This window comes from Cupriavidus pauculus, from assembly GCF_008693385.1.
GTDB lineage: Bacteria > Pseudomonadota > Gammaproteobacteria > Burkholderiales > Burkholderiaceae > Cupriavidus > Cupriavidus pauculus_D.
On the sequence record NZ_CP044065.1, the window covers coordinates 88,033 to 100,554 of the forward strand.

Here is a 12,522-nt window from a genome sequence, read left to right on the forward strand (position 1 = left end):
GGAAATCCGCAGGGTCATTCGACGGCCTTGACCATGTCCTCGACCACCTTCTTGGCGTCGCCGAACACCATCATCGTCTTGTCCATGTAGAACAGCTCGTTGTCGAGGCCGGCGTAACCGGCCGCCATCGAGCGCTTGTTCACGATGATGGTCTTGGCCTTGTAGGCCTCGAGAATCGGCATGCCCGCGATCGGCGATTTCGGGTCGGTCTTGGCGGCGGGGTTGACCACGTCGTTGGCGCCGAGCACCAGCACCACGTCGGCCTGCCCGAACTCGCCGTTGATGTCCTCCATCTCGAACACCTGGTCGTACGGGACCTCGGCCTCCGCCAGCAGCACGTTCATATGGCCCGGCATGCGGCCCGCCACGGGGTGGATCGCATACTTCACGGTGACGCCGTGCTCGGTGAGCTTGGCGGTCAGTTCCTTGAGCGCGTGCTGCGCGCGGGCGACGGCCAGGCCGTAGCCCGGCACGATGATCACGGTCTCGGCATTGCTCATCAGGAACGACGCATCGTCGGCCGAGCCCGACTTGACCGGGCGCTGCTCCTGCTTGCCGGCGCTCGCACCGCCCGCCTCGCCGCCGAAGCCGCCGAGAATCACGTTGAAGAACGACCGGTTCATCGCCTTGCACATGATGTACGAGAGGATCGCACCGGAAGAGCCGACCAGCGAGCCCGCGATGATCAGCATCGGGTTGTTCAGCGAGAGGCCGATACCCGCCGCCGCCCAGCCCGAGTACGAGTTCAGCATCGACACGACCACGGGCATGTCCGCGCCGCCGATCGGGATGATGATGAGCACGCCGAGCACGAACGCGATCGCGAGCATGATCAGGAACGGCAGCCAGTCCTGCGACAGGAAGAAGATCACGCCGAAGCCGATCATCGCGATGGCGAGCAGCAGGTTCAGCCAGTGCTGTCCCGGAAAGACCACGGGCGCGCCCTGGAACAGGCGGAACTTGTAGCGGCCCGCGAGCTTGCCGAACGCGATGACGGAACCGGAGAACGTGATCGCGCCGACGAAGCAGCCGATGAACAGTTCGACGCGGTTGCCCGTGGGAATCAGGTGCGAGCCCGGTGCCGTGATGCCGAACGCGGCGGGTTCCGCCACGGCGGCCACCGCGATGAACACCGCGGCCAGGCCGATCAGCGAGTGCATGGCCGCCACGAGCTCGGGCATCTTGGTCATCTCGACCTTGCGCGCCACATAGGCGCCGATGCCGCCGCCGACGACGAGCGCCGCGAGGATCAGGCCGATGCCGGTGCCGATCGATTGCTGCGCGGCGCCCGCGGCCAGGAATTCATGCTTGAGCTTGACGATCAGGACCAGCGTGGTCACCGCGGCGATGGTCATGCCGGCCATGCCGAACGCGTTGCCGCGCCGCGCGGTGCCCGGCGACGACAGGCCCTTGAGCGCCTGGATGAAGCAGACCGACGCGACGAGGTACAGCAGCGTGACGAGGTTCATGCTGATGAGTTCCATCACGCACCCTCCTTGCCAGCTTCGGCCTTTGCCTTCGGTTCCTTCTTCTTGAACATCTCCAGCATGCGCTGGGTCACGAGGAAGCCGCCGAACACGTTGACGGCCGCGAGTGCCACCGCGAGCGTCCCCATCACGCGGCCCACACCGCCTTCGGTCAGGCCGGCGGCGAGCATCGCGCCGACGATGATGATCGCCGAGATCGCATTGGTCACGGCCATCAGCGGGGTATGCAGCGCGGGCGTGACGGTCCACACCACGTGGTAGCCCACGTAGATCGCCAGCACGAAGATGATCAGGTTGATCACCGTATGGTTCACCATCTCCATCGACTTCTCCCTCCGTTTGCTTGATTCTTGAGAATGCGGAAAACCGGGTCGACTTCTGTTGTTGCGAACGACATGTTGCGAACTACGCGGGCGGGGCGCCCCTGGCTCGGGACGCCCGGCACGGACCGGCGGATCAGGTCTGCTTGATTTCCTTGATGCCGTTCCTGTCGTTCACGAGGATGACCTTCGGTTTGTACGAGCGGATTTCCTCGTCGGTCATCGGCGCGTAGGTGCAGATGATCAGGTGGTCGCCAAGGTGCGCGCGGCGGGCCGCGGCCCCGTTCAGCGAGATCTCGCCGGTACCGCGCGCGCCCTTGATGATGTACGTGGAAAAGCGTTCGCCGTTGTTCACGTTGTACAGCTCGATCTTCTCGAATTCCTTCATGTCGGCGGCTTCGAGCAGATCTTCGTCGATACCGCACGAGCCCTCGTAGTTGAGGTCCGCCTGTGTCACGGTGACACGGTGGAGCTTGGCGCGGAGCATGATGCGTTGCATGGGTGATACGTCCTTCAGGAGTGAGACATGCGGCGCCGGTCCATGCCGGCGCCGTCGGTGGGTAAAGCGGGCGATGCGGTTGATGCGGGTCAGGCGGCCTGTCGGACGAGCTGGCCGTCGCGGCACATCAGGCAGGCCGCGACGATGTCGTCTTCGAGGTTCAGCACGTAGCGGCCATCCTTGTCGATGACGAGCTTGAGAAAGTCGAGCACGTTGCGCGCGTAGAGCGCGGACGCGTCGGCGGCGACCATGCTGGCCAGGTTGGTATGGCCGATCAGGGTCACGCCGTGGCGCTCCACGACCTCGTCGGCCACCGTCAGCGGGCAGTTGCCGCCCTGCGCGGCGGCGAGGTCGACCACGACCGAGCCGGGCTTCATCTGCTGGACGGTTTCTTCCTTCAGCAGCACCGGTGCCTTGCGGCCCGGAATCAGCGCGGTGGTGATCACGATGTCGGCCTGGCGCGCGCGCTCGTGCACGAGCTCGGCCTGGCGGCGCATCCAGTCGGCGGGCATCGGGCGCGCGTAGCCGCCCACACCCTGCGCGATCTCGCGCTCCTCGTCGGTCAGGAACGGCACGTCGAGGAACTTGGCGCCCAGCGATTCGATCTGCTCCTTCACGGCGGGACGCACGTCCGAGGCTTCGATTACCGCGCCGAGCCGCTTGGCCGTGGCGATCGCCTGCAGGCCTGCGACGCCGGCGCCGAGGATCAGCACGCGGGCCGCCTTCACGGTACCGGCCGCGGTCATCAGCATGGGCATGAAGCGCTGGTAATGATGGGCGGCGATCAGCACGGCCTTGTAGCCGGCGATATTGGCCTGCGACGACAGCACGTCCATGCTCTGCGCGCGCGTGGTGCGGGGTGCGGCTTCGAGCGCGAACGCCGTGATCGACGCCGCGGTCATGCGCGCGTTGTTCTCGGTATCGAACGGATTGAGCATGCCGATAAGCACGGTGCCGGGCTTCATCTGCGCGCGCTCGGCATCGTCGGGCGCGCGGACCTTGAGCACGATCTCCGCGCCATACGCCTCGGCGGCGGAGCCGATGCGGGCGCCCACGGCCTCGTATGCGCCGTCGGGCTGGCTCGCCCTGACGCCCGCGCCGGATTGCACCGTGACCTGGTGCCCCTGCGCGACGTACTTCTTGACGGTCTCCGGGGTGGCAGCGACGCGAGTTTCGCCTGCCCGCGTCTCCAGCGGGATACCGATGTGCATCGTTAATTTCTCCTTATGAGATATCAATCCGATACCGCAGTTTTTGCGCAGCTTACCCGAATATGGGTGGGGATGGTGGCTGACTCGTCGGATTTTTGTCGGATCGACACCACCCATTTTCAGTACGCATCAAACCGCCGAATTGATGCGGCATATCCCGGGCGAGGACGTCTTTTGACACCGAATTGATGCGCGGCTCCGTATCGTGCCGCTCACGCCGCCCAAGGCACCTCTGCCGGGCGGACGCATCGTTCAACTCGTCTCCCATCCTCATGATCGCCTCGCGTCTGTTTACCGCCGTCCCCGCCACCATCGTCCTGACCGCCTCGCTCGCGGTGCCGCTCTCGTCCGCCTTGGCGCAGGAGGCACCCGCCGCGGGCGTGTCCTCCGATATGCCCTCCTTCGATATGCCCCCCTCCGATACGCCCTCCGATAAGCCGGCGGACGTCTCGCCGCACACGTTCACCGCGAACGTGACGCTGGCCAGCGAATACCGCTATCGCGGCCTCATGCAGACCAACCGCCGTCCCGCGATTCAGGGCGGTTTCGACTATGCGCATGCCAGCGGCCTCTACCTCGGCAACTGGAACTCGAACATCAGCTGGCTCTCGGACAGCAACGCCGAGGTGTCCGCGCCGATCGAGATGGATTTCTACGGCGGCTTCCGCAACACCCTCGACGTGGCCGGGGCCGACATCGCCTACGACGTCGGCGTGCTCGAGTATTACTACCCGGGCGACTACCCGTCGGGCTTTACGCGTCCGTACACCACCGAGGTGTACGCGAGCGTCGGCTATGGCCCGGTGACGCTGAAGTACTCGCACGCGCTGACCAACCTGTTCGGCTTCGCGGACAGCAAGAACAGCTACTACCTCGACCTGTCGGCCAACGTGCCGCTCAACGTGTGGGACCTCACGTTCAACGCGCATGTCGGCTATCAGAAGGTGCGCAACGTGGTCGATGCCTCGTACACGGACTGGAAGGTCGGCGTGACCAAGGACTTCGGCAAGGGCCTCTCGGTCGCGGTGGCGTATCTGGACACCAACGCGGCGCGCGGCGTCTACACGAACTCGCATGGCCGCTACATGGGCCGCGCCACGGCGTTCGCGTCGATCACCAAGACGTTCTGATACGCCATGCGTCTTGACGCGTTTTTGATGCCGCCCCGGCGCATTGCTGCATCAAATTGAGATGCCCGTCCCTAGCATGGAAGCATGTTCAACAGACGACTCGCCGCTGCGCGGGTCAACGTCCATGCGACAGACCAGCCTTGCCATCGCCTTCGCTTCCGTGCCGCGACGCCGTCCGGCACCGGCCCCGCGCGCCACGCGCACCGAAGGCGATGGTCAAAGGATCCGCATCCGGCTTGCGGTGGCTTCCGCGCAGGTGTTCGCGCTGCGGCAGATCCTGCATCGCGCGATCGGCGAACTGGCGCGCGTCTACGTCGTGGAGGTCGATCATCGCCACGAAGAGACCACGCTGCATGTGGAAGTGGAACGCGGCGGCCGCGATGCGGCGATGCACGCGATCATGGCCGCGCTGCCGGCCGCCGAGTTTGGCGTGACGTCCGTGCTGGGATGCGATCACGTCGGGAGCGATCATGCCGCACACTGATGGCCCGCGCGGCGGCCTCTGGCTGCCGATGATCACGCCGATGCGCGGTGGCGAGCCCGACCTCGACTGCGCGCAGCGGCTGGCCGCATGGTACGCGGCGGAAGGTGTCGATGGCCTGATCGTGCTGGGCACGACGGGGGAGGGCGGGTTGCTCTCCGACGCCGAACGGCTGTCCCTGACCGAAGCCGTCTGCGAGGCCGTGCGGGGTGCCGTGCCCGTGATGGCGGGCGTGGGCGCCGTGGATACGCGCGCGGTCTGCGAACAGGTGCGCCGGCTCGAACGGTTCGACCTCGCGGGCTACCTCGTGCCGCCCCCCTATTACCTGCGCGTCTCGGACGAAGGCATCGCCTGGCACGTGCGCCGCGTGGCCAGCCAGACGCCGCGCGCGCTGATGCTCTACAACGTGCCCAAGCGCACGGGCACGTCGATTTCCGCCTCGCTGGCGCTGCGGCTGGCCGCGCATGGACAGGTGTGCGCGATCAAGGAGTGCGATCCGGCCAACATGCGGGCGCTGGCGGCGCCGTCGCACCGCCACGCGGGCCTCGACGTCTACTGCGGCGAGGATGCCGCGATGCTCGACCACCTGCTGGCCGGCGGCGCCGGCGCGGTGCCCGCCGCCGCGCATGTGCGTCCGGACCTGTTCGTGCAGCTGCTGCGGCTGGCGCGTGCCGGCGACGCGGCCGGCGCGCGTGCGCTGTTCGAGCGCCTGCTGCCGATGATCACGCTGTTGTTCGCCGCGCCCAATCCCGCGCCGGTCAAGGCCGCGCTGGCGCTCTGCGGCCTTGCGCGCGATGAAGTACGGCTGCCGCTGACCCCCGTCGATACGGCGCTGGTTGCACGCATCGAGGCCGCGCTGGCCCAGTTGCCGCCACGGATGTCGCTGCACGCCCGTGCGGCCTGACCGACCGGCTGGCTGGGCAGGAGCGTGAGCGGGACCGGTGCACGATCGTCCGGCAGCCGGTAAAATGCCGGATTGCTTAAAAATTGTGCATCATGTCACGTGACTGGAACGCCAGTGTCACGGTTGCCGCGGTCATCGAGCGCGGCGGCCGCTTCCTGCTGGTCGAAGAGGAAACGCCCGCGGGCCTGCGGCTCAATCAGCCCGCCGGCCATCTCGAAGCGGGCGAGAGCCTGATCAATGCCGTCATCCGCGAAACGCTCGAGGAGACCGCGCATACGTTCGAGCCGCGCGCGCTCGTCGGCTGCTATATGAGCCGCGGCCTGTCGTCGCGCGACCAGGGCGATACCACCTATATCCGTTTCGCGTTCACGGGGGACCTCGGCTCGCTCGACTCGGGACGTCAGCTCGATACCGGCATCGTGCGCACGGTGTGGATGAGCATCGAGGAATTGCGCGCCTGCCGCGACCGGCATCGCACGCCGCTGCTGCTGGCATGCGTCGAGGACTACGTCGCCGGCAAGCGGTTCGCGCTCGACGTGCTCTATACCCACCCGACCGCGGTGGCCACCGAGGTGGCGCCATGAGCGGACGCCGTGTGGTGGTGGGCATGTCCGGCGGCGTCGACTCGTCGGTCACCGCATGGCTGCTCAAGCAGCAGGGTTACGAGGTCATCGGCCTGTTCATGAAGAACTGGGAGGACGACGACGACAGCGAGTACTGCTCCACACGGCAGGACTGGCTCGACGTGGCGTCCGTCGCGGACGTGATCGGCGTGGATGTGGAAGCGGTGAACTTCGCGGCCGAATACAAGGACCGCGTGTTCGCGGATTTCCTGCGCGAGTATTCCGCCGGCCGCACGCCGAACCCCGACGTGCTGTGCAACGCAGAAATCAAGTTCAAGGCGTTTCTCGACCATGCGATGTCGCTGGGCGCGGACCTCATCGCCACCGGCCACTATGCGCGCGTGCGGCAGGCCGACAGCGGCCGTTTCGAGCTGCTGAAGGCGTTCGACCATACCAAGGATCAGAGCTACTTCCTGCACCGGCTGAATCAGGCGCAGCTGTCGCGCACGCTGTTTCCGCTCGGCGAGATCCCGAAGACGCGCGTGCGCGAGATCGCTGCGGATATCGGGCTGCCCAACGCGAAGAAGAAGGACTCGACCGGCATCTGCTTTATCGGCGAGCGGCCGTTCCGCGATTTTCTGAACCGCTATCTGCCGACGAAGCCGGGTCCGATGAAGACCGACGACGGCAGGGTGGTGGGCGAGCATATCGGGCTGGCGTTCTACACGCTGGGACAGCGCAAGGGCATCGGCCTGGGCGGCAGCCGCGATGGCAGCGGCGATGCATGGTATGTCGCGCGCAAGGACATGGCGAACAACACGCTGTATGTGGTGCAGGGGCACGATCATCCGTGGCTGCTGAGCGCGAAGCTCGATGCGGCGGACCTGTCGTGGGTCGCGGGCGAGGCGCCGGAGGCGGGGCTGGAGATTGCCGCGAAGACGCGCTATCGGCAGAGCGATGCGCCGTGCACGGTGGCCACGGCAAGTGGCGACGCGTTGCAGCTGGCGTTCGCCGAGGCGCAGTGGGCGGTGACGCCCGGGCAGTCCGCCGTGTTGTATGACGGCGAGGTCTGCCTGGGTGGCGGCATCATCCAGTGACGGCCGTATCAGGACGATTCTGGCGTCCTTGCGCGGCCTTGCCGTACCACTTGTACTGTCTGCGGCCGCGCGCCTAGCCAGAACCGCTACGCTTCGCCCTGATACAGCCTTGAAGTCTCAGGCGGTCGGCGGGAGCGTATCGAGGAACGACTGCCGTTTCTCGATCTTCTCCTGGAACGCGGCGAGCGTCGGATGGCGTTCGCGCCAGGGAATCTCCGGGAACCGGAAATCCAGATAGGCGAGCGCGCAGCCCACGGCCACGTCGGCGAGCGAGTAGTGGATGCCCGTGCACCACGGCCGGTCGCCGAGGCCGCTGGCCATGGCGACGAGCGCCGCGTCGATCTTGCCGCGCTGGCGCGCCACCCACGTTTCGCTGCGCTGGCTTTCGCTGCGTTGCGTGGTTTCCACGCGCACGAGCAGCGCGGCGTCGAGCAGGCCATCGGCCAGCGCTTCCCAGCAGCGGACCTCGAGCCGCTCGCGGCTGCCCTGCGGAATCAGGCGGCTGACCGGCGACAGCGTGTCCGCGTACTCGACGATCACGCGCGAATCGAATACCGCGCCGCCGTCTTCCATGATCAGGCACGGCACCTTGCCGAGCGGATTGAACTGGCCGATGGTGGTTTGCGGCGACCAGACGTCCTCCTCGATCATCTGGTAGTCGATCTTCTTCTCCGCCAGCACCACGCGCACCTTGCGCGCGTAGGGACTGGTCCGGGATGCATACAGCTTCATTCTTCTCCCCTTGAGCTTGTTATGAAGTGCATCGGCGCTCCGTGGCAGGCAGATGGCAGTCTTCCTGCCCAATGCACTTCATAACAGGCTACCGGAGCGGCGTGCGGGAGTATACCCGCGCACGCCCCGGAATGACGCACCATTGCGGCCTTGCGCACGGATGTCTGCACGACTGTTGTGCGGCGATCGCACAGGACGGGGCGCGGTGGTAAAATCCCGCCTTCCGTGATGCCGCCGGCCCCGCCTTGTGCGACGCATCGGTCGCTTCCTCGCGCATTTCCCCCTATTTCTCCCCGGTTGCCAGCATGTCCACGACGCCCCTTTCGCCCCTCACCGCCCTGTCCCCGATCGATGGTCGCTACGCCGCCAAGGCCGACGCGCTGCGCGAATGGTTGTCCGAGGCGGCCTTCATGCGCAATCGCGTCAAGGTCGAGGTGCACTGGCTGATCGCCCTGTCGCAGGCCGGCCTGCCCGACGTGCCGAAGTTCTCGGCCGAGTCGGAAGCGAAGCTGCTCGCGCTCGTGGAAAACTTCACCGAAGCCGACGCCGCGCGCATCAAGGACATCGAGGCCGTGACCAACCACGACGTCAAGGCCGTGGAGTACTGGCTCAAGGAGCAGGTCAAGGGCAATGCCGAACTCGAGGCCGCCAGCGAGTTCATCCACTTCGCCTGCACGTCGGAAGACATTAACAACACTTCGCACGGCATGATGCTGAAGGGCGCCCGCGAAGGCGTGGTGGTGCCCGCGCTGCGCCGCGTGCATGCGCGCCTCGTGGAACTGGCGAAGCTCAACGCCGCGCAGCCGATGCTGTCGCGCACGCACGGCCAGCCCGCGAGCCCGACCACGCTCGGCAAGGAAATGGCCAACGTGGCGGCGCGTCTGGAGCGCGCGATCGTGCGTATCGAGCGCGTGGAACTGCTGGGCAAGATGAACGGCGCCGTGGGCAACTACAATGCGCACCTGTCGGCGTATCCGTCGTTCGACTGGGAGTCGTTCTCGAAGTCGGTGATCGAGCAGCGCCTCGGCCTGACGTTCAACCCGTACACGATCCAGATCGAGCCGCACGACTACATGGCCGAGCTGTTCGACGCCGTGGCGCGCGCCAACACGATCCTGCTCGACCTCGACCGCGACGTGTGGGGCTATATCTCGCAGGGCTACTTCAAGCAGAAGACCAAGGCCGGTGAAATCGGTTCGTCGACGATGCCGCACAAGGTCAACCCGATCGACTTCGAGAACTCGGAAGGCAACCTGGGCCTGGCCAACGCGGTGCTGCGCCACCTCTCGGAGAAGCTGCCCGTTTCGCGCTGGCAGCGTGACCTGACCGATTCGACCGTGCTGCGCAATATCGGCGTGGCGTTCGGCTACAGCCTGCTGGCCTACGAGGCCTGCCTGCGCGGCCTGGGCAAGCTCGAGACCAATCCCGAGCGCCTGAACGAAGATCTCGACAACTGCTGGGAAGTGCTGGCCGAGCCCGTGCAGACCGTGATGCGCCGTTTCGGCGTGCCCAACCCCTACGAACAGCTCAAGGAGCTGACACGCGGCAAGGGCATCTCGCGCGAAGCGCTGCAGACGTTCGTATCCGGCCTTGCGATTCCCGACGATGCCAAGAAGCTGCTGCTGGAGATGACGCCGGGCAGCTATATCGGCAAGGCGGTCGAACTGGCCAACAAGATCTGATCCGCCGCTAAGGCAGATTCCCTTCGCGCGGCAGCCATGCCGCGTCGTCGCCGCCCAGCACCGGCGTTGGGCGGCGCCAGACCGGCGGGGTCTCGGAGAGGCCCAGCGCCGGTCCCAGCGTGCGAAGCGTCCCGTTCGGGCCCGTCTCCTCCATGTGCCATGCGCGCAATGCCTCGTCGTCGAGGCGTCCCGGCAGTTCCGCAAATCCCTCCGCCATGCCCTGACGCTGTACGAGCATCGCCGCACCGGCCAGCGCCGTTTGCACGCGATAGCCGCCGCCGTCGCGCGCGCGTCGCGCGAGCGCCAGCAGCGTCCCGTACGCGGCCAGATAGCCGGTGGTGTAGTCGCATACCGGCGCGAAGACGAGCTTCGGCTGGCCTGCTTCGATCGCCCGCCCCTGCGCCTCGCAGACGCCCGTCACGGCCTGCGCAACCTGCTCCCACCCCGCACGGTCCGCCCAGGGCCCGCCCGAGCCGTAGCAGCTGACCGACACGTGCACGAGCGACGGTTGCAGCGCGCGCAGCGTGGCGTCGTCGAAGCCCAGCGCGGCGAGGGCGCCCGGCCGGTAGCCATCGACGAGCACATCGGCCTCCGCGACGAGCGTGCGCAGGCGTTGCGCGTCGCCATCGCGGCGCAGGTCGAGGAAGCAGCTGCGCTTGCCGTGGCTCGTGTCGCGCACGTGCTCGGGGGTCTGCGGCAAATGCTTCGCGGTCACCATCAGCACGTCGGCACCGAGTTCGGCGAGCGTGCGCCCCGCGATCGGCCCGGCGAGGATGCGCGTGAGGTCGAGCACGCGGATACCGGCCAGCGGCTGCCTGGGCGAGGGCGTCCACGCGGGCGCCGGCGCGGCGACCCCCGCATCCACGCGGTCCACTTCGACCACGGGGCGGCCCGCCAGATATTGCCCCTGCGGATGGGCCAGCCATTCGTCGCGCGTGCGGATGGTGCCGCCGCACGCGCGCGCCGCGGCAATCGCGTCTTCGAGCGCATCGGCGTCCCATTGCGCCACTGCCGCGCGCACGGCCTCGGGCGTGCTGTCGCAGCGGAGCACGTCGAGCACGCGTCGCGAAAGGTGGGGCAGGTTCAGATGCGGCAGGAACCAGCGCCCGTCGCGCGTGCGCCACGGCTGCGTGACCTCGAGCATATGCGCCATGGCCTGCGGGATCGGCACATGCGCGAACACGCCGCCGGCATCGGGCGCCTGCGTGTAGTCGACGGTGCGCACGGTCGCCGCCGCATGGCGCACGTCGAGCGTCACCGACTGGCGGCGGCCCGTGCGGGCGGCCCAGATATCGTTGGCCGCCACGCCCACGGCGGCCAGCACCGCGGCCGTCGTTTCGCCGACGCGGAATGGCGTGGGATGGAACGGATCGCGCCCGTGGACCGTGACTTCCCCCGCGCGCGGCGGCGCATCGCCGCGCAGGGTCATGAGTTCCGCGAACGCCGGTATCGTGGCCATCGATCAGGCGCCTAGGCGTGGGAGAACAGCGGCGCGCCCGCGGCCGGCAGTTCGGCTTCGAGCACGGTGCCGCTGGCCGATTCGGTCAGCACGAGCTTGTTCGTGCCGGGCCGGAACGCGATATTGGTCACCGTGCCGCCGATCGGACTGCGGATGAAATGCGTGCACCAGCCATGCGCGTCGAGCACGAACGCGCCGCCGAGGCTCGCATGCGCGACCACGAGGCGGCCCTCGGCATCCATCGCGAGGCCGTCGGGGCCGCTGGTGCCAAAGAACGTCTGGAACGCGCCCGCCTTCGAGACGGAACCGTCGGGCAGCACCGGCATGCGCCACACCGCATTGGCGCGCGTCGCGGCGACGAACAGAAAGCGCTGCGAGGGATCGAGCACGATGCCGTTGGGACTCGGCACGTTCGACAGCAGCAGGTCCATCTGGCCCGAGGGCCGCAGGCGATAGACGCGGCCGGTCGGATCGTGCAGGCCCGTCTGACCCTGGTCGGTGAAGTAGAGGTTGCCCTCGGCATCGAACGTGAGGTCGTTGATGCCGCGAAAGCTTTCCGAGTTGCGATGCCCGCGCACGACCGTGACATCGCCATGCAAGGGCTCCACGCGCAGGAGGCCGCAGCGATAGTCCGCCACCCAGAGGCTGCCGTCGCGATGCATCGCGATGCCGTTGGGCCAGCCGGCGGTCTCGGCGAACGCTTCCCAGCGCAGATCGGGTGCGATACGGAAGATGCGGCCGTGCGGAATGTCGGTGACGAACAGATTGCCCTCGCGGTCGAAGGTCGGCCCCTCGAGAAAGCTATCGACGATCTGCCCGGGTTTGTTGGCGTCGGCCCATTCGCTGCGGCGGGCGATGCGCAGCGCGTCGGGCATGCGCGTCAGCACGCGTGCCTCGATGATTTGCGGGGGCGTGAAATTGACGTTCCACATGTCGCGGATCCTCTTTCGGTCTACA

General features: G+C 67.2%; 13 protein-coding genes. 6 read left to right on the forward strand and 7 right to left on the reverse strand.

Annotated features, from left to right (window positions below):
• Nucleotides 1–14: 14 nt before the first annotated feature.
• The 4 genes from FOB72_RS00435 to FOB72_RS00450 form a co-directional block, all read right to left on the reverse strand.
• Nucleotides 15–1,487 carry an NAD(P)(+) transhydrogenase (Re/Si-specific) subunit beta gene (locus tag FOB72_RS00435; RefSeq protein ID WP_150370731.1) on the reverse strand — a complete coding sequence of 491 codons (1,473 nt, stop codon included), beginning with the start codon at nucleotides 1,485–1,487 and terminating at the stop codon, nucleotides 15–17.
• Nucleotides 1,484–1,810: an NAD(P) transhydrogenase subunit alpha gene (locus FOB72_RS00440; protein WP_150370732.1), complete on the reverse strand. Its 327-nt coding sequence runs from the start codon at nucleotides 1,808–1,810 to the stop codon at nucleotides 1,484–1,486. Before FOB72_RS00440 ends, FOB72_RS00435 begins: the two co-directional genes overlap by 4 nt.
• A 133-nt stretch (nucleotides 1,811–1,943) precedes the next feature.
• Complete coding sequence (panD, locus tag FOB72_RS00445; RefSeq protein WP_150370733.1) at nucleotides 1,944–2,306, reverse strand: aspartate 1-decarboxylase; 363 nt, start codon at nucleotides 2,304–2,306, stop codon at nucleotides 1,944–1,946.
• 89 nt (nucleotides 2,307–2,395) lie between these two features.
• Nucleotides 2,396–3,517 carry a Re/Si-specific NAD(P)(+) transhydrogenase subunit alpha gene (locus FOB72_RS00450; RefSeq protein ID WP_150370734.1) on the reverse strand — a complete coding sequence of 374 codons (1,122 nt, stop codon included), beginning with the start codon at nucleotides 3,515–3,517 and terminating at the stop codon, nucleotides 2,396–2,398.
• Nucleotides 3,518–3,789: 272 nt separating this feature from the next.
• On the opposite strand from FOB72_RS00450, the gene FOB72_RS00455 reads away from it, so the two are divergent.
• The 5 genes from FOB72_RS00455 to mnmA all read left to right on the forward strand — a co-directional run bounded on the left by FOB72_RS00455 (nucleotide 3,790) and on the right by mnmA (nucleotide 7,692).
• The gene (locus tag FOB72_RS00455) at nucleotides 3,790–4,647 is read left to right on the forward strand and encodes a TorF family putative porin (protein WP_150370735.1); all 858 of its coding nucleotides are present in this window, start codon (nucleotides 3,790–3,792) and stop codon (nucleotides 4,645–4,647) included.
• 124 nt (nucleotides 4,648–4,771) lie between these two features.
• Nucleotides 4,772–5,131 (forward strand): hypothetical protein, encoded by a 360-nt coding sequence (locus FOB72_RS00460; protein WP_150370736.1) that lies wholly within the window; start codon nucleotides 4,772–4,774, stop codon nucleotides 5,129–5,131.
• Nucleotides 5,118–6,032 carry a 4-hydroxy-tetrahydrodipicolinate synthase gene (gene dapA / locus FOB72_RS00465; protein ID WP_150370737.1) on the forward strand — a complete coding sequence of 305 codons (915 nt, stop codon included), beginning with the start codon at nucleotides 5,118–5,120 and terminating at the stop codon, nucleotides 6,030–6,032. Before FOB72_RS00460 ends, dapA begins: the two co-directional genes overlap by 14 nt.
• 92 nt (nucleotides 6,033–6,124) lie before the next feature.
• Nucleotides 6,125–6,616 (forward strand): NUDIX hydrolase, encoded by a 492-nt coding sequence (locus FOB72_RS00470; protein WP_191002168.1) that lies wholly within the window; start codon nucleotides 6,125–6,127, stop codon nucleotides 6,614–6,616.
• Nucleotides 6,613–7,692, forward strand: a complete 1,080-nt coding sequence (gene mnmA / locus FOB72_RS00475; protein WP_150370739.1) for a tRNA 2-thiouridine(34) synthase MnmA — start codon at nucleotides 6,613–6,615, stop codon at nucleotides 7,690–7,692. The genes FOB72_RS00470 and mnmA overlap by 4 nt, the downstream gene beginning before the upstream one ends.
• A 117-nt stretch (nucleotides 7,693–7,809) precedes the next feature.
• On the opposite strand, the gene FOB72_RS00480 is transcribed toward mnmA, so the two are convergent.
• Nucleotides 7,810–8,424, reverse strand: coding sequence for a glutathione S-transferase family protein (locus FOB72_RS00480; protein WP_150370740.1), 615 nt, complete (start codon nucleotides 8,422–8,424; stop codon nucleotides 7,810–7,812).
• 305 nt (nucleotides 8,425–8,729) lie between these two features.
• On the opposite strand from FOB72_RS00480, the gene purB reads away from it, so the two are divergent.
• On the forward strand, nucleotides 8,730–10,106 hold the full coding sequence (gene purB / locus FOB72_RS00485) for an adenylosuccinate lyase (protein WP_150370741.1): 1,377 nt from the start codon (nucleotides 8,730–8,732) through the stop codon (nucleotides 10,104–10,106).
• 7 nt (nucleotides 10,107–10,113) lie between these two features.
• Here the strand turns inward: purB and FOB72_RS00490 are convergent, their stop codons facing one another.
• Both FOB72_RS00490 and FOB72_RS00495 read right to left on the reverse strand, forming a co-directional pair.
• Nucleotides 10,114–11,565 (reverse strand): CoA transferase, encoded by a 1,452-nt coding sequence (locus tag FOB72_RS00490; protein ID WP_223851374.1) that lies wholly within the window; start codon nucleotides 11,563–11,565, stop codon nucleotides 10,114–10,116.
• 11 nt (nucleotides 11,566–11,576) lie between these two features.
• Nucleotides 11,577–12,497 carry an SMP-30/gluconolactonase/LRE family protein gene (locus tag FOB72_RS00495; protein WP_150370742.1) on the reverse strand — a complete coding sequence of 307 codons (921 nt, stop codon included), beginning with the start codon at nucleotides 12,495–12,497 and terminating at the stop codon, nucleotides 11,577–11,579.
• Nucleotides 12,498–12,522: the final 25 nt, after the last annotated feature.

Coding starts and splice junctions, on each gene's coding strand:
- FOB72_RS00450 (WP_150370734.1), bottom strand. CDS start 3,517: ATGCACATCGGTATCCCGCTGGAGACGCGGGCAGGCGAAACTCGCGTC.
- FOB72_RS00470 (WP_191002168.1), top strand. CDS start 6,125: ATGTCACGTGACTGGAACGCCAGTGTCACGGTTGCCGCGGTCATCGAG.
- purB (WP_150370741.1), top strand. CDS start 8,730: ATGTCCACGACGCCCCTTTCGCCCCTCACCGCCCTGTCCCCGATCGAT.
- FOB72_RS00440 (WP_150370732.1), bottom strand. CDS start 1,810: ATGGAGATGGTGAACCATACGGTGATCAACCTGATCATCTTCGTGCTG.
- FOB72_RS00455 (WP_150370735.1), top strand. CDS start 3,790: ATGATCGCCTCGCGTCTGTTTACCGCCGTCCCCGCCACCATCGTCCTG.
- FOB72_RS00490 (WP_223851374.1), bottom strand. CDS start 11,565: ATGGCCACGATACCGGCGTTCGCGGAACTCATGACCCTGCGCGGCGAT.
- FOB72_RS00495 (WP_150370742.1), bottom strand. CDS start 12,497: ATGTGGAACGTCAATTTCACGCCCCCGCAAATCATCGAGGCACGCGTG.
- panD (WP_150370733.1), bottom strand. CDS start 2,306: ATGCAACGCATCATGCTCCGCGCCAAGCTCCACCGTGTCACCGTGACA.
- FOB72_RS00480 (WP_150370740.1), bottom strand. CDS start 8,424: ATGAAGCTGTATGCATCCCGGACCAGTCCCTACGCGCGCAAGGTGCGC.
- mnmA (WP_150370739.1), top strand. CDS start 6,613: ATGAGCGGACGCCGTGTGGTGGTGGGCATGTCCGGCGGCGTCGACTCG.
- dapA (WP_150370737.1), top strand. CDS start 5,118: ATGCCGCACACTGATGGCCCGCGCGGCGGCCTCTGGCTGCCGATGATC.
- FOB72_RS00460 (WP_150370736.1), top strand. CDS start 4,772: ATGCGACAGACCAGCCTTGCCATCGCCTTCGCTTCCGTGCCGCGACGC.